Genomic DNA, 23,589 nt, shown 5'->3' on the forward strand with positions numbered 1-23,589 from the left:
TAGAAGCGATCGAGTGGGAGTGCGGTGTGGATTCGCAGAGAATCGCGGTGGTGACCGGGGCGTCCCGCGGGATCGGCGCGCAGACGGCGCGGGTACTGGCCGCGCGCGGCGACCACGTGGTGATCAACTACCGTGAGAAGCGCAGGCGCGCAGCGGAACTCGCCGAGGAGATCGAGGCGGCGGGCGGGCGCGCGTCGATCGCCGGGGCCGATCTGTCGGACGAGACGGCCGCGCGGGCGCTGGTCGAGGAGGTGGTCGGCCGGTCCGGGCGCATCGATGTGCTGGTCCTCAACGCCTCCGGCGGTCTCGAGCACGGCGCTCCCCCGGAGTACGCGCTGGCGATCAACCGGGATGCCCAGGTCAGGCTGGTGCGGCTCGCCCTGCCGCATATGCCGGCCGGTGGTCGCATCGTCTTCGTCACCAGTCATCAGGCGCACTTCCACGGTCGCAAGCCGGTTCCGGAGGCGTACGAGCCGATCGCGGCGAGCAAGCGCGCCGGGGAGGACGCGCTGCGGGCGCTCATTCCCGAATTGGCCATTCGCGGAATCGATTTCACGGTGGTGTCCGGCGATATGATCGACGGTACGATCATCGTGCGACTGTTGCAGCGCCGCGATCCGGACGCCGTCGCCGCCCGCGCCGAACACGGCGCGCTGCCGACGATCGAGGAGTTCGCGACCGCCGTCGCCGACGCGTCCGTGAGCGAGACGGAGCCCGGGCACACCGTGTACGTCGGGGGCGCCGACTACCTGGCGCACCGCTGAGCGTCCGGACCGGCGGCCGTCAGTCCGGCCAGGCCGGGCTGCGCTTCTCCAGGAACGCGGCCATCCCCTCGCGAGCGCCCGGCAGCTGGGAGGCCGCGGCCATGACCTCGAGCGCGATCGCGTAGGCGTCGGCCTCGGGGCGGTCCAGCTGGGCGTAGAGGGTGTGTTTGCCGAGGGCCTTGGCGGCCCGGCTGCCGCGGGTGGCGCGGGCCAGCAGGTCCGTGACCGCGGTATCCAGGTCGGCGTCGGGGACCACGCGATTGATCAGGCCCCACCGCTCGGCCGTGTGCGCGTCGATCGGATCGCCGGTCAGGGCGAGTTCCATCAGGCGTTTGCGGCCGACCGCGCGGGCCACGGGCACGGCCGGAGTGTGGCAGAACCAGCCGCCCTTACCGCCGGGCAGCGCGAATCCGGCCGATTCCGCCGCGACGGCCAGGTCGCAGGACGCCACCAGCTGGCAGCCGGCGGCGGTCGCCAGCCCGTGCACCCGGGCGATCACCACCTGCGGCACCGACTGGACGGCCGACATCAGCTCGGTGCACAGCGTCAGCAGATCGCGCACGCCCATCAGATCGCGCGCGGCCACATCGGCGAAATCGTGGCCCGCGGAGAAGACCGGGCCGTTGGCCGCCAGGACGATACCGGTCGCATCGCTCTCACCAGCGGCCCGGACAGCCGCCAGCAGTTCGGTCAGGTGCTCGGCGGACAGGGCATTACGCCGCTCCGGCCGGTTCATGGTGATGCGAACGGTGTCGCCGCTGCGCGCGACGAGCAGGTGCTGATAGTCGACGGCGGTCATATCCCCCACGGTAATCCGCACCGCTGCCTTCGTTGGCCGCCGTATCCACCACGCAATTCGCCCCACCACGACCGCCGACCACCACATCCACCACGTAATCCGCACCGCCGCCCTCGTCGGCCACCACATCCACCACGTAATTCGCATCGCCGCCCTCGTCGGCCGCGCTATGGTCCGGGTGTGGCGGACCGGGTGCGGATGCGATTGCGGGTCGACGATTTCGATGATGCCGAGTTCGCGCCGTATCTAGAGCGGGCGGGCGAGGCGGGGGTTACCTTCACGACGCTGGCCGGGCTGGGCGATACCGAGGACAACCGGCGGGCGGTCTACGAGCTGAACCGGATCTGTGCGGCCGATATCCCCGAGCGTGGCGAATTCTTCTCCTACGCCGAGTATGTCGCGCAGCGGTTCGAGGCGCGCGGTTACGATCCAGCCGGGGTGATCCTGGCGGTGCGGGCGGGCGAATTGGTCGGCATGAGCGCGGTGTCGTTGCACGCCGAGCCCGGCGTGGCGTTCAGCGAGATGACAGGCGTGCTCAGACCCTTTCGGGGACACGGCCTTTCGCTGGCACTCAAACTTCTGGCGATCACCTTCGCGCGGTCGGCTGGCTATCGCTGGATGGTCACCTTTCACCATCCGCGCAATGCCGCGGCGATCGCCATGAACCAGCGCCTCGGATTTCACATGTACGGCGAAGATCAGGCCGGCCGGGTGTGAGCGCGGGGTCACTACGCTGGTCGGGGTGTCGGCCGAGGAGCGAGCAGGGTTACCGGTGATCGGTACCGGCGCGGAGACGCGCTGGGCGGATCATGCGCGGTGGCGAGGGGCGGTGCGGCGGGCCACGCTGCCCGGTGGGCTGCCGGTGTGGGTGGTCGCGGGATACGACGAGGTGGCGGGGTTGCTCGCCGATCCGCGGCTGAGCCTGGACAAGCAGCATTCGAGCGGTGGCTATGCCGGATTCGCGTTGCCGCCCGCGCTGGACCGGAATCTGCTGAATATGGACGGCGACGAGCACATTCGCGTGCGACGGCTGGCCGCGCCCGCGTTCACCCGGCGGTCCGCCGCGGCGCTACGCGACACGGTGTCGCGGATCGCGGAGTCGGCATTTGCGGCACTACCGGGCGACGAGACGGTGGATGTTCTTGCACGGCTGTGTGTTCCGATTCCGGCGGTGGTGATCGGTGAATTGCTGGGCGTACCGGCCGATCTGCACAACCGGTTGCGGCATGCCGCCGATGCCATGGTGACGCTCGATCCGTCCTCTTCCGAATCCGCTCGGCGGCTGCGGGATTCGATCGGCTGGATGGTCGCCACCTTCACCGAACTGATCGGCGCCAAGCGCGCCGAGCCGGGCGACGACCTGCTCAGCGGATGGATCCGGGCCCGCGACGACGAGGATCGGCTGAGCGAGGACGAACTCGTATCGCTGGCCTTCCTGATGATGATGGCGGGGCTCGAGAACGCGGTCCACCTGTGCGGGAACGCCATCGCCGCCGCGCTCACGGACGACCCGATCCGCGACTGGGCCGCACAGCGCGCCCGGATGACGGCGCGGGCGAATCCCGCGCCCTTCGCCATCCGGCGCTTCGCCACCGAGGACCTGCCCCTCGGGGACGTGCTGGTTCCCTGCGGCGACACCGTCCTGCTATCGCTGTTCGGTGCCGATTCCGACCCCGCCCGCGACGGCAGGCCGAGCCTCCTGTTCGGCCGTGGCCCGCACTATTGCCTCGGTGCCCAAGTCGGCAACCTCATCGTGGACGCCGTCGTGCCCGAACTGTTCACCCGCTTTCCGGGTGCCCGGCTCGCGATACCGGAAAGCGCACTGCGCTACCGGAATTCGTGGCGCTCGCACGGGCTGGAGGCTCTGCCGGTGGTTCTGGGTCGCTGACGGCCGGTTCACCACGACACTCCCGCGCCCTCTTTTTCCGGCGTGCATTTGGCCGGAATCCATCGTGAGCGCGGTGGTTTCCGGCCAAAAGCATGCCGGAAAAGAGAGTAGTAGCGCCGCGTGTCATGAGTGCTGGCCCGGCGGGAGTATGGGTGCTGGCCCCGGCGGGGATATGGATTCTGACACCGGCGGGAACATGGGTTCTGACACCGGCCGGAACATGGGTTCTGACACCGGGGGGATCGGATGGGTGTTATGGCGGAGGCTCGGCGATACCCTGCCGGGAATTGTCGGGTGGTGGGCCGGCGCTGATGCTGTGGGAATGAACGATATTCGATATGGGCTGTTGTTGCCCGGGGGGCTGGCTCAGCTGGCGGCGGGGAATTCGGCGCGAGGGCTGCTGGATATGGTGGTCGGGGCGGAGCGGGCCGGGTTCGATTCGGTGTGGGCGGGGGATTCGCTGGTGCGGGCGCGGGTGGAGCCGTTGGCGTTGCTCGCCGCGGCCGCGTCGGTGACCGAGCGGATCACCCTCGGGACCGCCGCGTTGATTCCGGCGTATCGGCATCCGGTGCAGGCGGCGTTGACGCTGGCCTCCCTGGATCTCCTGTCGGAGGGGCGGCTGATTCTCGGTGTGGGGGCCGGATTTCCGGGGTTCAGCGAGCCGGAGTTCGAATTGTCCGGCGTGCGGTTCAAGACCCGGTTCTCCCATCTCGACGATACGGTGCGGCTGTGGCCGCAGCTGTGGTCCGGGAATTCGGAACCGTTCCACGGCAAGGTGCTCCGGTACGACTGGCTGCCGGAGGTGCCGAGCCCGCACCGGCCGGGTGGGCCGCCGGTCTGGCTGGCCGGGATCACTCCCGCGGCGCTGGCCCGGACCGGGCGGTTGTACGACGGCTGGCTCCCCTACCCGCCCGAGACGGAGGACTACAGCGCGGGTTTGGCGGCGATCGAGGAGACCCGGGAAGCGGAAGGACGCCCCGCCGACGCGATCACCCCTGCGCTGTTCGCCACCGTGTACATCGATGACGATGCAGACCGTGGGCGATCCGCGCTGGAGGAGTACTGCCAGGCGACCTACAACATGCCACTGGAGGCGGTCGGCACCATCCAGGTGATGATCACCGGGTCCGCGGAACATGTTGCCGCCCAGCTGGACCGGTATGTGAAGGCGGGAGCACGGCACTTGTTGATTCGCATCGCGGCCGTCGGTCCCGAGTCGTTCGCCGATCAGTTGGATCGGGTCGCGGCGCTGCTTCCGGGCTAGTCGGGTGGTGGATTCCGGCCAGAAGCGTGCCGGAAAAGATGGGCGGACGCGCCGGAAAAGGTGGGCGGACGCGCCGGAAAAGATGGGGGGGACTTGCCCGGAGACGGGGGGTTATGCGCGGCGGTGGATTCCGGTGTCGGTGCGGAACGCCACGTCCATGGGGATCGGGCCGTCGGGGCCGCCGGTGAAGGAGATCTGGGGGCGGATGGGCTTGTCGTCGTGGGGGTTCAGTTCGAGGCGCTGGGCCAGGGTGGCCAGGACGAGGACGGCTTCCATATTGGCGAAACCGTAGGCCACGCACATGCGCTTGCCGGCGCCGAAGGGCAGGGAGGCGTGCTTCTGGGCGGGCTTGAGGTTCTCGGCGAGATAGCGGGACGGGTCGAAATCGTCCGGCCTGTCCCAGATCCGGCCGTGGTGGTGCAATCCGTGCAGGATGATGGCGATCGTGGTGCCCGACCGGATCGGATAGTCACCGAGGACGTCGTCGCCGAGAGCGACCCGCGCCAGCCCGATGACCGGCGGGTACACCCGCATGGTCTCCGCGACGACCGCTCTGGTCCACGGGAGGCGGTCGACGTCGGCGGCGGTCGGGGCGCGACCGCCCAGCACCGTATCCACTTCCTCGTAGAGCCGTTGCCGCACAGCGGGATTGCGGCCGAGCAGATGCCACGCCCACGCGAGCGCCGTCGCGGTGGTCTCCATACCGGCGCCGATGAAGGTGATCAGCTCCTCGCGAATCTCCTGATCCGTGTAGGCGTAACCGGTTTCGGGGTCGCGGGCATCCATCAGCAGCGCCAGCAGATTGTCCTTACGCGTGATCCGGCCGCTGCGATGGTCGGCGATCAACCCGTCGATCACCTTCTCGACGTGCCGCAGATCCCGCATCGCCCGCGGCGCGAACACCCAGCTGATCACCCGCATCACCCGCATCGGCAGGCGCGGATTGTCCGCCGATTCGGGATGCGGCCCGTGCCGCAGCACCCACTTGGAGGCGGCGCGGATCGGGCGGCTCAGGTTGGTCATGAAGCCGATCCCGAAGTACCGCAACAGGACCGACAGCCGCACCTCCGTCATCGGCCCGGACAGATCGGTGCCGAACATGGTGCGGGCCACGATATCCAGTGTGAGCCTGTTCATCTCGGCATTGATGTCGATCGGCCCGCCCGCGCGGCTCAACTCGGCAATCCGGTCCACGGCGGCCCCGGCGGCCTCGGTCATCGGCCCGGCGAAGCGGTCGACATTGCGCTTGCCGAACACCGGCTGCACCAGGCGCCGGTTGCGCATCCAGCGCTGATCGTCCAGATCGGTGACCAGGCCGCGGCCGAACGCCACTGCCAGCATGTCGTACTCGGCGCTCTTGCCGTAGTTGTTCTGATTGGACACCAGGACGTGCCGCGCCAGCTCCGGACTGCGCACCACCACGAACTTCAGGAACGGCATGCGCGCCACCAGCACATCGTCCTGGCCGGGCAGCGCGGTGAGGTATTCGACGACCGTGTGGTCGCGCACCCGCGGCACAGTCTTCAGCGCGAGCTTCCACGATTGCCACCACGACACCGTCGTGCCGTGCCAGCGGATGAATGTCGGTAGGTGGCGGGGCGGATGCAGTACCGCACTGCCGGATCCGGTCGTGGTCCGCGTCTTGGACGCCATGGCAACCCTGCCTCCGAACTGGGTGTTTGCTGTCCGCACCCGGAATTCAGTGTACAGATGTGCACCCAAATGGCAATACCTGTGACGCTTCGTATCAGATGCCTCGCCACCCCGATTCGAGTAACCGACTACTCGCGAATCGGACACCGGCCGGGCGCACAGTGGTGAGGCCGGGCCCACCGGACCGGGCCCGTCCCCGCGTCCCGAGGAGGCGTCATGCCCCACACCATCCGGAACCCCACCGTGGCCGCCGAACAACACCGGGAGCTGATCGAGGAATTCCACGCCCTGATCGCGAAACATCCCGAGGCGGAGGGAAAGTTCGTGCTCGCGCATCTGCCCGAAGGCCCGCGCGAGCACTCGCCGGAGACCCCGCCGATCGTGTGGGAGTGCGAACCCACCGACTTCGGATTGGATTGCCGCCCCGTGATTCTGGAAGTCGAACCGCGCTGCTAACGCCCGAGGCCATGGCTTTCTCGGTGAGAACTAGGTACCCGTGGACTGCATCGGCGGTGGCCCGACGGTTTCCCGAGGAGCGAAGCGGTGAATCGGGCCATCGGTCGCGGCCAGCGCGCGCCCCGATCCGCCGCGGCGCACCGCGACGATCTCGGCGGCCACCGCCACGGCGGTCTCCTCCGGGCTGTGCCCGCCCAGATCCAATCCGATCGGCGAATGTAGTTGGGCCAGTTCGCTTTCTGTGATTCCGGCCGCTCGCAGGCGGGCCAGGCGGTCGCGGTGGGTGCGGCGCGAGCCCATCGCACCCACATAGGCGACCGGCCGCCGCAGCGCCACCTCCAGCACGGGGACGTCGAATTTCGCGTCGTGGGTGAGCACGCAGATCACCGTGCGCGAATCCACCTCCGTCCGTTCGAGATAGCGGTGCGGCCACTCGAGGATCACCTCGTCGGCGTCCGGGAAGCGGGCCGGTGTGGCGAAGACCGGTCGCGCGTCGCAGACCGTCACGTGGTAGCCGAGGAACTTGCCGATACGGGCGACGGCGCCGGCGAAGTCGATGGCGCCGAACACGATCATTCGCGGCGGCGGCACCGACGACTCGACGAAGACGGTGACTTCCTTGTCGCCGCAACCGATCACCCGCATCCCGGTGGCGCCGAGGTCGAGCATGGCCCGAGCCTCGGCGACCACCTTCGCATCGAATCGCGCGCCGTACGCCCAGTCCGGGCCCAGCGCCTGCACAGCGCCGCTGCCCAGATCCCGGACCAGGGCCACCGGCCCCACCCGGCCCAGCGCCTTTTCGATGGTCTCGTGATCGCGCAAGCCGACCGGGTGGACGAACACCTCCAGCACGCCGCCACAGGTCAGCCCGACCGCGAAGGCGTCGGAATCGCTGTAGCCGAAGGTCTCCCGCCGCGGCGAACCGGTGCGCAGCGCCTCCCGGCACAGGTCGTAGACCGCGCCCTCGACGCATCCGCCCGAGATACTGCCGGCGACGTTACCGTCCTCGTCCACCGCGAGGGCGGCTCCCAGCGGCCGCGGCGCACTGCCGGTGATCCCGACGATGCTCGCCACGGCGTACCGCTTACCCGCCGAATGCCAGTGCCGCAGTTGATCGGTCAGCTCACGCATCATCCTCACCCGCCTAGGAGTACTTCGATACCGGAGATGGCGAAGTAGGCCGCGAAGACCACACTCACCACCCAGACCAGCCAGTGGATCTCGCGGAACTTGCCGCGCGCCGCCTTGATCACCGTGTAGGCGATCAGGCCCGCGCCCACGCCGTTGGTGATCGAGTAGGTGAACGGCATCGCGACGATGGTCAGGAAGGCCGGGACCGCGACCTCCAGGTCGTTCCAGTCGATCTTGCGGGCCTGCGTCATCATCAGCGCGCCGACCAGGACCAGCGCGGGCGCCGCCGCCTGGATCGGCACCACCCCGGCGATCGGGGTGAAGAAGATTGCGAGACAGAACAATCCGCCGGTCACGACGCTGGTCAGGCCGGTACGGGCGCCCTCACCGACACCCGTCGCCGACTCCACGTACACGGTGCTGCCCGCGCCGCCCGACGCACCGCCGATGATCTGCGCGACGCCGTCGGTGGTGAGCACCTTGCCCAGGCCCGGCATGGTGCCGCGCTCGTCCAGCAGGCCCGCCTCGTCGCACACGCCGAAGATCGTGCCCATGGCGTCGAAGAAGCCGGTCAGCACCAGCGTGAACAACACCACGCCCGCGGTCATCGCCCCGGCGCGGGCGAAGCCGCCCAGCGGATCGATGTGCAGCATCAGGCCGAAATCCGGTGCGGCGAACAGCTTGTCGGGTACCTCCGGCACGACCGTGCCCCACGCCTTCGGGTCGATGTCGGCCGCCGTGTTGAGGACGATCGCCAGGAGGGTGGCGATGGCGATGCTGATCAGGATCGCGCCCGGCACCTTGCGGATGTAGAGCGCCAGCATCAGCAGCAGGCCGACCCCGAACACCACCACCGGCCAGCCCTGGAGATGTCCGTCCGGGCCCAGGCCCACGGGCGGGCCGGTGGGCGATCCGTGCCCGACCACGCCGGCCGACACCAGGCCGATCATCGCGATGAACATGCCGATCCCGACGCCGATCGCGTTCTTCAGCGCCAGCGGGATCGCGTTGATGATCATCGTCCGCAGGCCGGTCGCGGCCAGGATCACGATGACCACGCCCATCAGCGCCACCAGGCCCATGGTCTGCGGCCAGGTCATGTGCGGCGCGGCCTGGAACGCCACCACCGGCACCACGCCCAGCCCGGCGGCCAGCGCCAGCGGCACATTGCCCACCAGGCCCATCAGGACGGTGGACAGGCCCGCGGAGAATGCCGTGGCGGTGGTGAGCTGGGCGATGCTCAGGTGCTTGCCGTCGATATCGGTGGCGCCGCCCAGAATCAGCGGCACCAGCAGGATGACATAGGCCATGGCGACGAATGTGGTGATCCCGCCGCGGATTTCGCGGGAGACCGTGGTGCGCCGCTCGCTGAGACGGAACAGCCGGTCCAGGGCGGATCTCCCGGCTGTCGGAGCGGTGCGGGTCTGAACTTGGGTCATGGCGTGCCCTCCTCGGGGCATGGCCGACCTGCGGTCCGTGCCGTCAACGGACCTGGGGTGCGGGTGCGGATTCAGTTCTCCCGGCGTGCTTTTGGCCGGGATCTCGCGAGATTCCGGCCAAAAGCACGCCGGAAAACGGGTCAACAGCTTTAGATGATGTCCGTCGGGCGGACCGGAACACGCGTGATGTTTCCGGTACCGCCGGCGTTCCGGCAGGCGTTGCGTATCGCGGAGACGATCGCCGGAGTGGACGAGAGCGTCGGTGGCTCACCGGCCCCGCGCAGCCCGTAGGGGGCGCGGGGGTCGGCGTTCTCGAGGATCTCCAGTTTCTGGGTGGGTGTGTCGAGAATGGTCGGGATGAGATAGTCCGTGAACGAGGGGTTGCGCACCTTTCCGTCGGTTACCTGAATTTCCTCCATGACCGCCAGGCCGAGGCCCTGAACGGACCCGCCGTGGATCTGGCCCTCCAGCGACAGCCGGTTCATGATCTTGCCGACGTCCTGGACCGCGTCCAGGGCGACGACCTTGACCAGGCCCAGTTCGGTGTCGACGTCCACCACGGCGCGGTGCACGCAGACGGCGAGCTGGGTGTGGCTGTCGCCCTGGCCGGTCACGGGATCCATACCGGTGGTCGGATGGTGCTGGAATACGCGTGTCTCTTCGACGACCCCCTCATCGAGAACGTCGACGAGCGCCGCGAGCACCTCACCGGTATGGGAAACCACCTTGCCGCCAACCAGATTCGCCGCTCCGGTATGGCCCTTGTCCGCGGCCAGCGCGAGCACGCGGGCCCGCACCGCCTCGCAGGCGGTCTTGACCGCGCCGCCGGTCATGTAGGTCTGCCGCGACGCGGAGGAGGATCCGGCGTCGCCCACCCCGTTGTCGGCGGGGTGGATGGTCACCCGCTCGACGCCGAGTTCGGTGCGGGCGATCTGCGCCTCCACGGTGACCAGGCCCTGGCCGACCTCGGCCGCGGCGGTGTGCACCAGCGCGACCGGTTCGCCCGCGACGACCTCCAGCCGCACCCGGGCGGTGGAGTAGTCGTCGAAGCCCTCGGAGAAGCAGATGTTCTTGATGCCGATGCCGTAACCGACGCCGCGCACCACGCCCTCGCCGTGCGTGGTCTGGGACGCGCCGCCGGGCAAGTTGCGAATATCGGTGGCGTCCAACGCCTCCGGCAGCGGCATCGACTCCAGCTGGCCGAGCATTTCGCGCAACGGCGTCGGCGCGTGCACCACCTGGCCGGTGGCGAGCGTGGAACCCTGTGCGACGACATTGATCTGGCGCACGTGCACCGGGTCCATGCCGAGCGCGTCGGCGAGTTTGTCCATCATCGACTCGTGCGCGAAACACGCCTGCACCGCGCCGAATCCACGCATGGCGCCACACGGCGGGTTGTTGGTGTAGACGCCGTACGCGTCGATCTCGAGGTGCGGCACCTCGTACGGGCCCAGGGCCAGCGAGGACGCGTTGCCGGTGACATTGAGCGTGGCGGAGGTGTAGGCGCCACCGTCGAGGACGATCTTCACCTTGGCGAAGGTCAGTTTGCCGTCGCGGGTCGCGCCGTACTCGTACCACATCCGCGCCGGATGCCGGTGCACGTGACCGAAGAACGACTCCTCGCGGTTGTACACCATCTTGACCGGCCGGCCGGTGTACAGGGCCAGCATGCCGGCGTGGATCTGCATCGACAGGTCCTCGCGCCCGCCGAACGCGCCGCCGACGCCCGCGAGGGTCATGCGGATCTTCTCCGGGGGCAGGCGCAGGCACGGGCCGATCTGGGACAGATCGTTGTGCATCCACTGGGTGGCGACGTAGAAGTCGAGCCCGCCGTCCTCGGCCGGGACGACCAGGCCGGATTCGGGGCCGAGGAAGGCCTGGTCCTGGATGCCGACCTCGTACTGCTCCGCGATCACGACATCGGCGAGGGCGCGGCCCACCTCGATATCGCCGACGCGCACGGGCTGGTGGCGGGCGATGCCGCCGCGCTCCTGGACCTTGTGGGTCTGCGGATCATCCACCACCGCAACGGGATCGGTGATCGGCTCCAGCACCTCCCACTCGATCTCGATGGCCCGCATGGCGCGGCGGGCGGTCTCGGGGTGGTCGGCGGCGACCAGCGCGACGGGCTCGCCCTGGTGGCGTACCTCGTCGAAGGCCAGGACCGGCTGATCCCAGGTGTGGTCGAGGCCGTAGACCTTGCGGCCGGGGACGTCCTCGTGGGTGAGGACGGCGTGCACCCCGGCGATCGCGACGGCCGCGGTGATATCGATGCCGAGGATCCGCGCCCGCGGGTGGGGGCTGCGCAGCGTCGCGCCCCACAGCATGCCGTCCATCCACAGATCGGACGAATAGGCGAACTCGCCCTTCACCTTCAGCGTGCCGTCGGGGCGCAGCGGGCTCTCGCCGACACCGCCCCGGCCGGGCGCGGCGACCTGTCCGGGGAACCGGGTGGAACGTGTCGAGGTCATCACTCCCCCTCTTCGCGCAGCAGCCGCGTGCGCGCGGTAACACCGGCGCGGGCGACGGCGTCCTGGGACATCGTGCGCAGTTCGTCGTTTTCTACAACCGTGCGGCCGCCGACCAGCAGCCGCGCCAGCGGCGGGGTCGGGCCGAAGACCAGCGCGCACACCGGATCGGCGATCGCCGCGCGGAATCCGTCGACGCGCCAGACGGCGATATCGGCCAGTTTCCCGACCTCCAGGCTGCCGATCTCCCGGTGGCGGCCCAGGTTCCGGGCGCCGCCGAGGGTGCCGATCTCGAGGGTCTGGCGGGCGGTGAGCGCCTGTGGGCCGTGTACCGCGCGCTGGAACAGCATGGCCTGCCGCATCTCTCCGGCCATCGTGGTCAGCTCACTGGAGGCGGCGCCGTCGACGCCGAGGCCGACCGGCGCTCCGGCGGCGAGCAGATCCGAGACCCGGGCGATGCCCGCGCCGAGCCGCGCGTTGGAGCTGGGGCAGTGCGCCGAACCGCTGCCGGTGTCGGCGAATCGCTGAATGTCCTTGTCGTGCAGGTGCACCGCGTGGGCGAACCACACGTCGTCGCCGAGCCAGCCGATCTTCTCCATGTATTCGACCGGGGTGCAGCCCATCTGCTCGAGGCAGTGCTTCTCCTCGTCGAGGGTTTCGGCGAGGTGGGTGTGCAGGCGCACGCCCTTGTCGCGGGCGAGAGTGGCCGATTCGCGCATCAGGGTCTCGCTGACGGAGAACGGCGAGCACGGCGCGACGGCCACGCGCAGCATCGAATCGAACGACGGATCGTGGTAGCGGTCGATGGTTTCCGCTGTGCCGGTGAGGATGTCGTCGGTGCGTTCGACCACCTCGTCCGGGGGCAGGCCGCCGTCGGACTGTCCGCGGTCCATGGAGCCGCGGCAGGGGTGGAAGCGCAGGCCGACCTCGGTGGCGGCGCGCACCTCGGCCTCGAACAGATCGCCGCGGCCCTTCGGGAAGACATAGTGGTGGTCGGTCGAGGTGGTGGCGCCGGACAGCGCCAGCCACGCCAGGCCCGCGGCGGCCGCGCCGTAGGTGACGTCGGCGTCGATCCGCGCCCACGTGCGGTACAGCCCGGTCAGCCACTCGAACAGCGTCGAATCCTGGTACAGGCCCTGGGTGGCCCACTGGTACAGGTGGTGGTGGGTGTTGACCAGGCCCGGGGTGACCAGGCAGCCGCGACCGTTCACCCGCTCGGCCCCGTCGATCGCCGGCGCGGGCCCGGCGCCGAGCCCGGTGATGCGCCCGTTCTCGACGGTGAGGTACCCGTTCTCGATCTCGGGGCCCACAACCGGTGCGATGTAGGCGTTTTCGATGACGAGGCGATGGCCCCCGGCATTCGCCGGGGAAGTGAGAGACTCCGTGCCGGGGGAAGTGAGAGACTCCGTGCCGGGGGAAGTGGGAGACTTGGCGGGCTGGGAAGTGGGGGGCGTCATTCGGCGGCCGCCTTTCGGGTGGCGGCGGCGCGGACGGCGTCGAGGATCTTCTCGTAACCGGTGCAGCGGCAGAGGTTTCCGGCTAGGGCCTCGCGGATCTCGGCGTCCGAGGGGTCCGGGTTGCGCTCGATCAGGTCGTGCGCCTGGACGATCAGGCCCGGGGTGCAGAATCCGCACTGCACCGCGCCGGCCTCCACGAACGCCTGCTGCATGGGGTCGAGCTTCTCGCCCTCCGCGAGCCCTTCCACCGTCCGGACCGACCGCCCGTGGGCCTGCCCGGCGGCGACCAGGCACGAGCAGACCGGGGTGCCGTCCAAATACACTGTGCAGGAACCACATTCGCCCTGTTCGCAGGCGTTCTTGGAGCCCGGCAGCCCCATTCGCTCGCGCAGCATGTACAGCAGGCTCTCGCCCTCCCACACGTCGTCGACGTGCTCGGACGCCCCGTTGACCTCGAAGCTCACCCGCATCAGGCCACCCTCCTCTGCGCCGCCAGGTCGTTCCAGGCCCAGGTCAGCGTGCGGCGCGCCAGCACCGACAGGGCATGTTTGCGGTAGTCGGCCGTGCCGCGCACGTCGTCGATCGGCTCGGCCGCGGCCGCGACCAGCTCGCCGAAATCGCGGGCCACCGCCTCGGTCAGCGGGGCCGGATCGTCCCACGGCAGCGCGTCGGCCAGATACTGTTCGGCCTCCGTCGCGCGCAGCGGGGTGGGTCCGGCCGATCCGATGCCCGCACCGGCGGTGCGGGCCTGGGGGCGCAGCGCCACCGCGAACGAGCACACCGCGATCACCATGGCGTTCCGGGTGCCGACCTTCGAGAAGTACTGCGGCCCCGCCGCCGGTTCGAGCCAGATCGCCCGGATCAGTTCGTCCGGCTCCAGCGCGTTCTTCTTGACCCAGACGTAGAAGTCGTCGATCGGGATCATGCGGGAGCCGCGCGCGGCGGATTCGACCTCGATCACGGCGTCCGCGGCGAGCAATGCCGGATGGGTGTCCCCGGCCGGGGACGCGGCGCCCAGATTGCCGCCCACCGATCCGCGATTGCGGATCTGTGGCGACCCCACGGTGCGCGCGGCCTGCGCCAGCGCGGGCACCTGCCGTCCCAGGTCACGGATGATCGTCACGTACGGCACGCCCGCGCCGATGCGCAGCCGGCCACCGATCTCCTCGGTGCGCAGCAGTTCACGGCAGGGATTGAGGTCCAGCAGCGCGTCCGGACGGCCCTTGTCGAAATTCAGCTCGACCATCACGTCGGTGCCGCCCTGGACGGGCACGGCATCGGGACGGGCCGCCTTGATCTCGAGCGCCTCGGCCCAGTCTCCGGGTCGCAGGAATTCCATGGTCACTCCATCGGCATCTATCGGTGTTCCGCCAGTACACCCGCGCGGAGCACACCGCGGCCACGACCGGACAGACGAACTGTGGGCCAGTTCACATGGGGGTCTTTGTGCTTATCTCCAAACCGGATGACGGCCCGGTTTCCCGCGGTGACAGCGACGTTGCTCCGGTCACGACCGCATTACCCGCGCAACCCGCGTCAACTCCCGCGCGACGGGGCCGGGGCTGTTAGCGTCGGAATTCATGCGGCTTCGTTCCCTGCTCACCATGCCGGATCTGGGCCTCGAGCTCGTCACCGGGGAAGAGGAGCTCGACCGCTTCGTGCGCTGGGTCGTCACCCAGGATCTGCCCGACCCCAGCCGCTACCTGTCCGGCGGCGAACTGGTGCTCACGGGCATGCAGTGGCGGACAACCCCCGAGGACAGCGAGACGTTCGTCGCGGCGCTCGCGCGGGCCAAGGCGGCCGCGCTGGCCACCGGCGACGCCCGCTACGGCGCACCGCCCGAGGACGTCGTGGAGGCGTGCCGCCGCCACCGGATCCCGCTGTTCCGGGTGCACGAGACGGTGGCGTTCGCGACGGTCACCGAGCGGCTCACCCGCGACCTGTCCACCGGGCGGGCGGCGGACCTCTCGGCGATCCTCGACCGGCACCGGCAGCTGGTGTCGGGCACGGGGCTGGGCTCGGTCCTGGAGCTGATCGGCCGCGATCTCGGCATGCGCTGCTGGGTGGCGTCCTCGACCGGGCGCGTGGTCGCCGGTCCGCAGGAGCCGCCGCCCGCGGAAGCCGTGACCGCATTCCTGAGCGCGAGTCGCCTGCCCTGCGTGATCACGGACGAGAACCGGCCCTATTCGCTGTTCGCCGTCGACGAGGACGGCACCTCCCGCGCCGCCGACTGGCTGCTGATCTTCGAGGGCGACTGCGCCGACTGGCCGGAGGCGCGGCGCGCGCTGACCGGCGAGCTGGCCGCGGTCGTCTCGTTGGAGCGCGCGCGGCAGGACGACCGGCAGAGCGCGGAGGGCCGGCTCGCGGAGGAGCTGGTCCAGCTGATCGTCTCCGACGCCAAACCGGCGGAGATCATTTCGCGCCTGGAGCTCACCGGGCTGGGCGCCGACGGCAGCTATGTCGCGGTGGCCGCCGCGGCCGAGGACGGGTTGCGGCCCAGGGAGTTACGCGTGCTGCTCCGCGAAATCCTGTACGGCAGAACGCCGGCCGCCGGTATCGTCGACGGCGAGGCGATCGCCTTGATACCGACGGACCACTCCGTACTCGACGTCATCCAGGCCGCGGTGAACACCCTGGCGCCTGGGCTGGGCGCGAGCCGGCTGTCGATCGGGGTGAGCGGCATCGTCGACGCCGAATCGCTGCGGGGCGCGGTCGACGAGGCCCGGCACGCCCGGCGGGTGGCCACCGACCGGCACGACCCCGCCTGCGTGGTCGGCCACGAGGAACTGGCCACCCACATGATGCTGCTGGCCAGCGTCCCCGACGAGGTGCGGCGGATGTTTCGGCTGCGCCTGCTCGACCCGCTGACCACCTACGACGAGAACAACAGCTCCGATCTCGTGCACACCCTCGAAATCTTTCTGGAGACCTCCGGATCCTGGGCCCGCAGCGCCGAGATCCTGCACGTGCACGTGAACACCCTGCGCTACCGGATCGCCCGCATCGAGGAGCTGACCGGGCGGGATCTGTCCCGGCTGGAAGACCGGGTCGACTTCTTCCTTGCGCTCGCGCTGCGCTGACCGGTTCAGGCGACGGTAAGTGCTGGAGTGCCCTCCAGATCAAGGGTTCGGCTCCGCCTCCGGCAGCGCGACCGTCACCGAGAGCATTGCCAGTCCCATATCGCGAATCATGTGATCCAGTCCGGCCAGGATCGCTGCGAGGGCGTTCTCCGTCTTGTCCAGCCGCACGGCGGGGGTCTCGTCACCGTCGAATACGGCGCCGATCGCGTCCAGCCGTAGCCCGACGTCGAACAACTGCCGCACCAGCTGATCGGCGATCCCGGCGAATACCAGAGTGTTGCAACAACATTCGCCGGACACTGCGCCACACCCCAGCGCAACCCCCTCGTAGTTTCCCTGCATACCGCCTCGCTTCCTCGGAGGACGTGTAAACCCCGTTATTTCCGATATCGGACTGGGATAACCCCGACCTCGAGCGGCTAAACCCGCCCGGATACGGGCATCTGCGCTGAAGACGCAGCGCCGCAAGAGCTTTCGCGCTAACTGCATGATCTGTCATGTACCGAAGGCAGTCAGTGGCCCTTGGCGGCGCCCGCGCGGACGCGGCCGCCATGCCGACCCGGGCGAACGCACGGTGAACGAGGCGCGTCACGGCGGGTACCAAATGCCAAAGCGTTCAATCGGTTTCCGAGTTCGTTGTTCACCGCCGGGAGGCTGACCGTTCATCACGCCGCGTTAACGTTCCCGGGTCGTTTCCGGGGACTGTGGATCAGCCCTGATGACCTGCCCGCTTCGAAGCTCGAGACCGTGCCCCGCGGGGTACCCACGGAGACGAATCAGGTTGTAGCGGTGAACAACTGGATCACGGATCTACAGGATCCGGCGCGCCGGCGCCTGCCCGCGACCGGCCGGCGCTGCGGCGCGTGGCTGTCGGCCACCCGGCGACGGCGCTGGACGACCGGGCTTCTGCTCGGCGTCTTCGTCCTGTTCGTGTGTCCCGGGCTACTCGGGACCGCGGCCACGGCGGCGACGGGCGGTCACAGCGCCGGCTCGTCGGTCGGCAGCGCGCTCGGCTGGACGCATGTCAGGGACTCCTCGGGTGTCGAGGCGTCCGGCTATCTGTTCGCGACCGATCACGGCGGCGTCTTCAGTCCCGGGAATACAGCGATGTCCATGGTTCTCGGGCTGGAGTTCGCGGGCTGGAAGATCATCGTCATCACGGCGATCTGGCTCATCGGCTACGCCCTGAGCTTCGAGTGGCTCGCCCTCTTCGCCAAGGTGCTGACCGGGGTGGCGGACGCGCTCACCGGGCAGATCGCCACCCCGCTCATGCTCGTGACCGCCGCGACGATCGGCGCGGTGTGCGTCGCGTGGTTCGTCGTGCGCGGCTACTACAGCAAGGCCACCGTGCAGGTGGTGACGATGCTGATGGTCGCGACGATCGGGCCGATATTCCTCGCCGAACCGCTGGCCGACGCGCTGTCGCCACACGGATTGCTCGCGGAGGGACGCGATCTCGGCATCTCGGTGGCGGCCGGGCTGGCCGGGAACGGGCGCGCCGATCCGGCCGGGACGGTCGCGACGCTCCAGAACACGCTGACCGACAATTTCGCGCGTCGGCCGCTGCAGGTGTGGAATTTCGGGCACGTCGTCGACAGTTCACCGGCCTGCCGCGCGGCGTGGTCGGCGAGTATCGCGACCGGCGACGAGGACGTCGTCAAGCAGGCCATCGGCAGATGCGGCGACCGTGCGGCGCGGGCCTCGATGGACAATCCCAACTTCGAACAGGTCGGCACCGGACTGCTGCTGCTCGTCGCCGGCGCGATCATGCTCGCCTTCGGGGCGGTGCTGGCGGTGAAGGTGATCCGGACGGCACTCGACACGATCTACCACGGCCTGATGTCGATATTCGGTTTCGCCGCAGGCGGTTTCGTCTACGGACCGACGCAGACGTTCCTGATCCGCAACCTGATCGACGGCGTGGTCGCCGCCGCGCGCATGACGGCCTTCACCATATTTCTCGGGGTGTACGTGCTGATCCTCGGCAATCTGTTCGCGCTCGCGGGCGACCAGGTCATGGTGGTGTTCATCGTCGGGGCGATCGTGGAGATCGTCGCCATCTCGCAGCTGCGGCGGCTCAGCGCGAGCCTGGACCGGGGCAACGAGTGGCTCGCCAACCGCGTCGCGCTGGCCGTCCAGGGCGGTGGCGGCGGCCGCGGCTCGGGCTCGTCGGGCGGGAAGGCGCTGGGGATGGGCGAGATCGGCGTGAAGCACTCGGCGCATATGGGCCTGCTGCCCGCGCTCGCCGCGGTCAGCACCGTCAACAACTCGCCGGTGTCCGAATGGCTGACCGGCGTGCGGTCACCGCTGCGCCTGAATTCGCGCATGGAATCGCATGCGCAGCGTGGCCAGTGGGGGTTCTGGGGCGCGCCGGGCGTCGGCGGTCCCGGGGGCACCTACGCGCGGTCCTACATGAAATGGGAGCAGTACGAGGCCGGCGCCCGGGAGGCGGTCCGGCAGAACGGCGGGGTCAACTCGTTCCGGGGCGCCGCCGCGGCGTTGCAGGGTTTGGAGGACGTCGGCGGCGGTACCGGTGACGGGTGGGCCGTGCTGCGGTCGCTCGGCTTCACCGACCGGAACGTCATGAGGCATGCGATTCGATCCTGGGAGATCGTCGACGCGAACGCGGCCGGCGAGACCCTGGCCGACAAGCATCTCGGCCATGTCGTCGCGGCGGCCAAGCGGGCGCAGGAATCGGCGAACAATCTCGTGAACGGTCACGGCACCGCCGAGGAGGCCGCGGCCGATATGGCGACGCTGCAGGCCGCCGCGTTCCGCTTCCATCGCGCGAATCCGCCCGGCGTGAGCCTCGAGCGCGGCGCCTACACGAACGAGCAGCAGGCCTTCATCGACGACTACATGAACGATCCGACGGCCGCGAAGTTCAAGCAGTTGCAGGGCCTGGCGGACGGCGACACCCAGCACGCGACCGGGATGCTGCAGAACGTCGGTGGCAGGGACGGCGCCGGGCGCATTCTGCAAGCGATCGGAAACCGGCACTCCACCGACGTCCTGGACTCGGTCAACAGGATGATCGCCGATCCGACCGACTTCCAGCGGATGCGCGACGCCCGGCGCCAGATCGCCAACGCCGGCACCACCGACCAGTGGGCCTCCGGCCGTTCCCGGACCCCGTGGAACTCGCTGGCCACACCGAACGCCCAACCGCCGTCGGTCGCCTGGCAGAACGCGTGGCGCACGGCGATGAACGGCCACGTCATCAGGTTGCTGAGGTGACCCCGGGCCGACCGCGCCGCGGCGCGGGAGCCGGTGGCGTCAGTCGCCCGTCGGCGGTATGCGTGCCCGCTTGTTTCAGCCGCCGCAGCACGGGCGACAGTTCGAAGCTGTGCACGCCGTCCAGGGCGGCCATGCGCGTGGTGACGTACCGGTACAGATCGTCGGCGTTGTCGCAGGACAGCACGGCGAAAAGGTTGAACGGCCCGGTGATCGCGGCGGCGTAGGCGGTCTCCGGCTGGTCGGCGACGGCCCGCCCCACGGCGTCCAGGCGCACCGGGGCCACACCGAGCCAGAGGAAGGCGATCAGCGACGAGCCCTGGGCCGCCGGGGCGATATCGAGGTCGAAGTAGAGAATCCCGGCGGCCTGGAGCGCTGCGATACGCCTGGTCACCCGGCCTATCGTCAGACCGGTGGCGCGCGCGAGCACCGAGTAGCCGGTGCGGCCGTCGCGGGCCAGCAGGTCGAGCAGGGCTGTATCCTCCGGGCGCAGGCTCGGGTCGTCCTCGGTCCCGTCGACCGCGGGCGGTGGCGTGTCCTGCCCGGATCGTCGGCCGCGCCAATCTCTGACGTCCCGGCCGAGGAAACGGTGCAGGATCATCGAGGCGGAGATGTCGTGCACGGGCGCGCTGCGCCGCAATCGCTGCACCAGCAGATCGTCGCGGTCCCCCGGGCTGCGCGGGTGCAGCGAGAAGACCACCTCGGCGCCCGCGGCGGCGATCGAAACCCACGCCGCGTCAGGACGTTTCGCCAGCGCCTCGGCGACCTGCTGGGCCCCGTCGGGGCGGCAGCGGACGCGCACGATCCAGTCGTTCTCGCCGACCGCGGGCGCGTCGACCGCGCCGATCACGCGCACCACGCCGTCGCGCCGCAGCCGCCGGTACCGCCGCGCGACCGTCTGCTCGGCCACCCCCAGTTCGGCGCCGACGCGGCTGAACGGCCGGCGCGGATCCAGCTGGAGGATCTGCACGATCTGTCTATCCAGCGCGTCCAGGGAGGACAAGTTGTGCATTTCTGCCGCTGCCATGGGAGGAAATGTACGCCGAAAGGCCGTTCACACGACTCGATCGATCGATATCCGGATACTCGAGCCCCGTTCGACTACCGAATTTCGAGAGAGGACAACGGTTTTGCGCAGATGGCTACCGCTACTGACGGTATGTCTGGGCACCTTCATGCTGCTCATCGACGTCACGATCGTGAATGTGGCGCTCCCCGACATCCAGCACGATCTCGGCGCGTCGTTCGGCGCGCTGCAGTGGGTCGTCGACGGCTACGCGCTGGCCATGGCCGCCCTGCTGCTCGGCGCCGGCTCCGTGGCCGACCTGGCCGGGCATCGGCGGACCTACCTGGCCGGACTCACGCTGTTCGCGGCGGCGTCCCTGGCGTGCGGGCTCGCGCCGAATCCCGCGGTGCTCATCGCCGCCCGGATCGTCCAGGGCGCGGGTGCGGCGGCCATGTCGTGCACCAGCTTCGCGCTGTTGAATCGCTGCTACACCGGATCCGATCGCGCCACCGCCTACGGCCTGTGGGGCGCGGTCGCGGGGGCGTCCTCGGCGATCGGGCCGATCGTCGGCGGCGTGCTGACCGACGCGGCGTCGTGGCGGTGGATCTTCTTCGTCAACCTGCCGGTCAGCGTGGTCGCGATCGTGCTGTGCGCCCGGGTGTTCGACCACGACCGGCCACACGGCGGCCGGGTCGACCTCGGCGGGACGTTGTCGTTCACCGCCGCCGCGGCATCCGCCACCTACGCGCTGATCCGCGCCGGTGAGGACGGCTGGTCGCAGGCGGTCGTCTGGTGGGCGGCGGCGGTCGCGGTGGCGGCGTCGGCGGTGTTCCTGGTCATCGAGAATCGTTCGCGGCACGCGATGTTCGACCTCGCGCTGCTGCGCAACCGACGGTTCACCGGAGTTCTGATCGCCGGTGCGGCGCTGTTCTTCGCGGCGTTCGGGGCGTTGATGTACACCCAGATCTGGATGCAGTCGGTACTCGGGCTGAGCGCGATCCAGGCCGGGTTCGTCGGACTTCCCCTGTCCGCCATGGCCTTCGCGGTGTCGGGGGGCATCGGCAGATTCCTGCACGGGCCCGGCGCGGGTCCTGTCATCGGTGGCGGCTTACTCATCGTCGGCGCGGGCGGTGTGCTCGGCGCGCTGCTGGTGCACGGCGACTCCGCTTGGGCCGCACTGATTCCCGGCTTCCTGGCTATCGGCCTGGGTGTCGGGCTGGCCACCGCGACACTGGGTTCCGCCGCGACGGCGGCGGTGTCGTGGCAGCGCGCCGGAATGGCCACGGGCGCGTTGAACACCGCGCAGCAGCTCGGCTTCACCGTCGCCATCGCTACGCTCGGCAGCGCCTTCACCGCGCGTGCCCGGGACGTGCTCGCCGCGCACGCGGTACCTGATCCGGACGCCACCGCACGCGCGGTCGCGGGCGGGCAGACGCCCATGCTGCTCACCCACGCACCGGCCGAGCTACACGACGCGATCCGGACCGCCGCGGCGGCGGGCGTCCAGGGCACCCTCGCCGCCGCCGGGTGCATCGGCATCTTCGGAGCCGTGGCCACCGCCGTCCTGCTGCGAAACCGGCGTCGCGACACCCTCGAGGCCGCTCCCGTTACGGAACCCTCGCGGGCCTGACCGGATACCGGCAGCGCGTGCGGTTCGGGGTGACGGCCGACCGCCGCGCGCTGCCGGTAGCGTGGATCGGCATGGCAGCGCCGCACCCCGCACTCTCGACTCCGGGCACCCGGACGCTGGCGGCCGCGTGCCGGGCCGATATCCCGGCGCTGACCAGGCGGTTGATCTCGGCGATCTTCACCGACAATCCGGAGTGGACCGACTACACCTCGGTGCCGCGGGCCGATCTGCGCGACGGGTGCAAGCGGTATCTGACGCGGATCCTGGAGTTGCTGGGTGGGGCGGGCGGCGATCCGGAGCACGACGATGTGGCGGCCTCGATCGGCAGGCATCGGGCCGAGCAGGGAGTGCCGATGGAGGCCATGCTGCGGACGTTCCGGCTCGGCGGCGGCATCGTCTGGGAGGCGCTGCTGGATCAGGCCGAGGACGCCGGGCCGCAGGTGATCCGGGAGGCCGGGACCGCGATGTGGACGGTGATCGACGGGCTGTCCTCCGCACTGGTCACCTCCTATCGCAATACCGAGCTCGAGCAGGTGCGCCGCGACGAACGGCGGCGGCACGCGCTGATCGAGGACCTGCTGGCGGGGCGGGCGCACGATGCCGGATTCGCCGCCCGCGCGGCCCGCGAGCTGAATCTACCCGCGCAGGGCGCGTATCTGGTGGTGGCGGCGCGCGGCGACGGGCGGCCGCTGCGGGCGGGAGCCGAAACCACGTTGTCGGCGTTGGGAATTCGGTCGGTGTGGCACGACCGGGTGGATACCACGATCGGGCTGGTGGCGCTCGAACATCGCGGCGCCGACGCCGTGCTGCGCCACCTGCGGCCCCTGGTACGCGGGCGCGCCGGCGCCTCCCCCGCCGTTCCCGGCCTGGCACAGGTGGATTCGGCGCACGCGCTGTCGCTCATCGCGGTCGAAACGCTGTCCGAGGACGCGACGGGCCTCGTGTCGCTCGACGAGCGATACCAGGAGGCGCTGCTCGTGCACTCCCCCGGCCTCACCGATCTGCTGCTGGACCACGCCCTCGGCCCGGTGCTGCGCCTGCCCGAGAAGGAGCGCGACATCCTGCTGCGCACACTGTCGGCGTGGCTGGCCGAGAACTGCTCCGCCGCCAACGCCGCCCCCCGCCTGCACTGCCACCGCAATACGGTGATCAATCGGCTGCAACGCATTTCGACGCTGCTCGACCGGCCCTTGGAAGGCCAGCGCTCCTACGTCGAACTGTCGCTCGCGCTGGCCGCCCTCGAATTACGCTGAGTCCAGCGTCGATACGCGGTCGCGTATCGAGGGCATGATCGTGAGCCGCGCGCACAGCCGGAGTCCG

The 23,589-nt window shown here is 69.8% G+C and carries 19 protein-coding genes; 9 read left to right on the forward strand and 10 right to left on the reverse strand.

Translation table 11 applies throughout. From position 1 onward, the window contains the following. Positions 1-26: 26 nt before the first annotated feature. Positions 27-764: an SDR family oxidoreductase gene (locus tag ON41_RS36580; RefSeq protein ID WP_040753485.1), complete on the forward strand. Its 738-nt coding sequence runs from the start codon at positions 27-29 to the stop codon at positions 762-764. 19 nt (positions 765-783) lie between these two features. Here ON41_RS36580 and ON41_RS36585 read toward each other — a convergent pair whose 3' ends face one another. Continuing rightward, positions 784-1,563, reverse strand: coding sequence for an enoyl-CoA hydratase-related protein (locus tag ON41_RS36585; protein ID WP_040753488.1), 780 nt, complete (start codon positions 1,561-1,563; stop codon positions 784-786). A 198-nt stretch (positions 1,564-1,761) separates the two neighbouring features. Here ON41_RS36585 and ON41_RS36590 point away from each other — a divergent pair, with 198 nt between their 5' ends. The 3 genes from ON41_RS36590 (at position 1,762) to ON41_RS36600 (ending at position 4,715) form a co-directional block, all read left to right on the forward strand. Next, complete coding sequence (locus ON41_RS36590) at positions 1,762-2,280, forward strand: GNAT family N-acetyltransferase (protein ID WP_051163382.1); 519 nt, start codon at positions 1,762-1,764, stop codon at positions 2,278-2,280. Positions 2,281-2,305: 25 nt separating this feature from the next. Further along, positions 2,306-3,451, forward strand: a complete 1,146-nt coding sequence (locus ON41_RS36595; protein WP_157185763.1) for a cytochrome P450 family protein — start codon at positions 2,306-2,308, stop codon at positions 3,449-3,451. 322 nt (positions 3,452-3,773) lie between these two features. Beyond that, positions 3,774-4,715 carry an LLM class flavin-dependent oxidoreductase gene (locus ON41_RS36600; protein ID WP_218003608.1) on the forward strand — a complete coding sequence of 314 codons (942 nt, stop codon included), beginning with the start codon at positions 3,774-3,776 and terminating at the stop codon, positions 4,713-4,715. A gap of 111 nt (positions 4,716-4,826) precedes the next feature. Here the strand turns inward: ON41_RS36600 and ON41_RS36605 are convergent, their stop codons facing one another. Continuing rightward, entirely contained in the window at positions 4,827-6,368 is a 1,542-nt protein-coding gene (locus ON41_RS36605; RefSeq protein WP_083905893.1) for a cytochrome P450, read from the reverse strand. 216 nt (positions 6,369-6,584) lie between these two features. Between ON41_RS36605 and ON41_RS36610 the strand changes: the two genes are divergently transcribed. After that, the gene (locus ON41_RS36610) at positions 6,585-6,824 is read left to right on the forward strand and encodes a hypothetical protein (RefSeq protein ID WP_040753500.1); all 240 of its coding nucleotides are present in this window, start codon (positions 6,585-6,587) and stop codon (positions 6,822-6,824) included. Positions 6,825-6,854: 30 nt separating this feature from the next. Here ON41_RS36610 and ON41_RS36615 read toward each other — a convergent pair whose 3' ends face one another. From ON41_RS36615 to ON41_RS36640, 6 genes are all read right to left on the reverse strand, one after another. After that, positions 6,855-7,955 carry an XdhC family protein gene (locus ON41_RS36615; RefSeq protein WP_040753910.1) on the reverse strand — a complete coding sequence of 367 codons (1,101 nt, stop codon included), beginning with the start codon at positions 7,953-7,955 and terminating at the stop codon, positions 6,855-6,857. Positions 7,956-7,960: 5 nt separating this feature from the next. Beyond that, positions 7,961-9,394: an NCS2 family permease gene (locus ON41_RS36620; protein WP_040753504.1), complete on the reverse strand. Its 1,434-nt coding sequence runs from the start codon at positions 9,392-9,394 to the stop codon at positions 7,961-7,963. 149 nt (positions 9,395-9,543) lie between these two features. After that, positions 9,544-11,865, reverse strand: coding sequence for a molybdopterin cofactor-binding domain-containing protein (locus ON41_RS36625; RefSeq protein WP_174411396.1), 2,322 nt, complete (start codon positions 11,863-11,865; stop codon positions 9,544-9,546). Next, entirely contained in the window at positions 11,865-13,199 is a 1,335-nt protein-coding gene (locus tag ON41_RS36630) for an 8-oxoguanine deaminase (RefSeq protein WP_040753919.1), read from the reverse strand. The genes ON41_RS36625 and ON41_RS36630 overlap by 1 nt, the downstream gene beginning before the upstream one ends. A 116-nt stretch (positions 13,200-13,315) precedes the next feature. Further along, on the reverse strand, positions 13,316-13,789 hold the full coding sequence (locus ON41_RS36635) for a (2Fe-2S)-binding protein (RefSeq protein ID WP_040753509.1): 474 nt from the start codon (positions 13,787-13,789) through the stop codon (positions 13,316-13,318). After that, positions 13,789-14,658 (reverse strand): FAD binding domain-containing protein, encoded by an 870-nt coding sequence (locus ON41_RS36640; protein WP_040753512.1) that lies wholly within the window; start codon positions 14,656-14,658, stop codon positions 13,789-13,791. The genes ON41_RS36635 and ON41_RS36640 overlap by 1 nt, the downstream gene beginning before the upstream one ends. Positions 14,659-14,899: 241 nt before the next feature. Here ON41_RS36640 and ON41_RS36645 point away from each other — a divergent pair, with 241 nt between their 5' ends. Continuing rightward, positions 14,900-16,399 carry a PucR family transcriptional regulator gene (locus ON41_RS36645; RefSeq protein WP_040753514.1) on the forward strand — a complete coding sequence of 500 codons (1,500 nt, stop codon included), beginning with the start codon at positions 14,900-14,902 and terminating at the stop codon, positions 16,397-16,399. 39 nt (positions 16,400-16,438) lie between these two features. On the opposite strand, the gene ON41_RS36650 is transcribed toward ON41_RS36645, so the two are convergent. Continuing rightward, positions 16,439-16,741: a hypothetical protein gene (locus ON41_RS36650; protein ID WP_157185764.1), complete on the reverse strand. Its 303-nt coding sequence runs from the start codon at positions 16,739-16,741 to the stop codon at positions 16,439-16,441. A 447-nt stretch (positions 16,742-17,188) separates the two neighbouring features. Between ON41_RS36650 and ON41_RS36655 the strand changes: the two genes are divergently transcribed. Next, the gene (locus ON41_RS36655; RefSeq protein WP_040753518.1) at positions 17,189-19,636 is read left to right on the forward strand and encodes a hypothetical protein; all 2,448 of its coding nucleotides are present in this window, start codon (positions 17,189-17,191) and stop codon (positions 19,634-19,636) included. Here ON41_RS36655 and ON41_RS36660 read toward each other — a convergent pair. Continuing rightward, on the reverse strand, positions 19,620-20,660 hold the full coding sequence (locus ON41_RS36660) for an Lrp/AsnC family transcriptional regulator (RefSeq protein WP_040753520.1): 1,041 nt from the start codon (positions 20,658-20,660) through the stop codon (positions 19,620-19,622). The genes ON41_RS36655 and ON41_RS36660 overlap by 17 nt on opposite strands. A gap of 103 nt (positions 20,661-20,763) precedes the next feature. Between ON41_RS36660 and ON41_RS36665 the strand changes: the two genes are divergently transcribed. Together ON41_RS36665 and ON41_RS36670 are read left to right on the forward strand one after the other, a co-directional pair. Beyond that, positions 20,764-22,269, forward strand: a complete 1,506-nt coding sequence (locus ON41_RS36665; protein ID WP_051163348.1) for an MFS transporter — start codon at positions 20,764-20,766, stop codon at positions 22,267-22,269. A 71-nt stretch (positions 22,270-22,340) separates the two neighbouring features. Then, a complete protein-coding gene (locus ON41_RS36670; RefSeq protein ID WP_040753923.1) occupies positions 22,341-23,522 on the forward strand; it encodes a PucR family transcriptional regulator in 1,182 nt (393 codons plus the stop codon). The last annotated feature ends 67 nt before the right edge of the window (positions 23,523-23,589 follow it).

It is taken from the genome of Nocardia transvalensis NBRC 15921 (assembly GCF_000308875.1).
In the GTDB taxonomy this organism is placed as follows: Bacteria; Actinomycetota; Actinomycetes; order Mycobacteriales; family Mycobacteriaceae; genus Nocardia; species Nocardia transvalensis.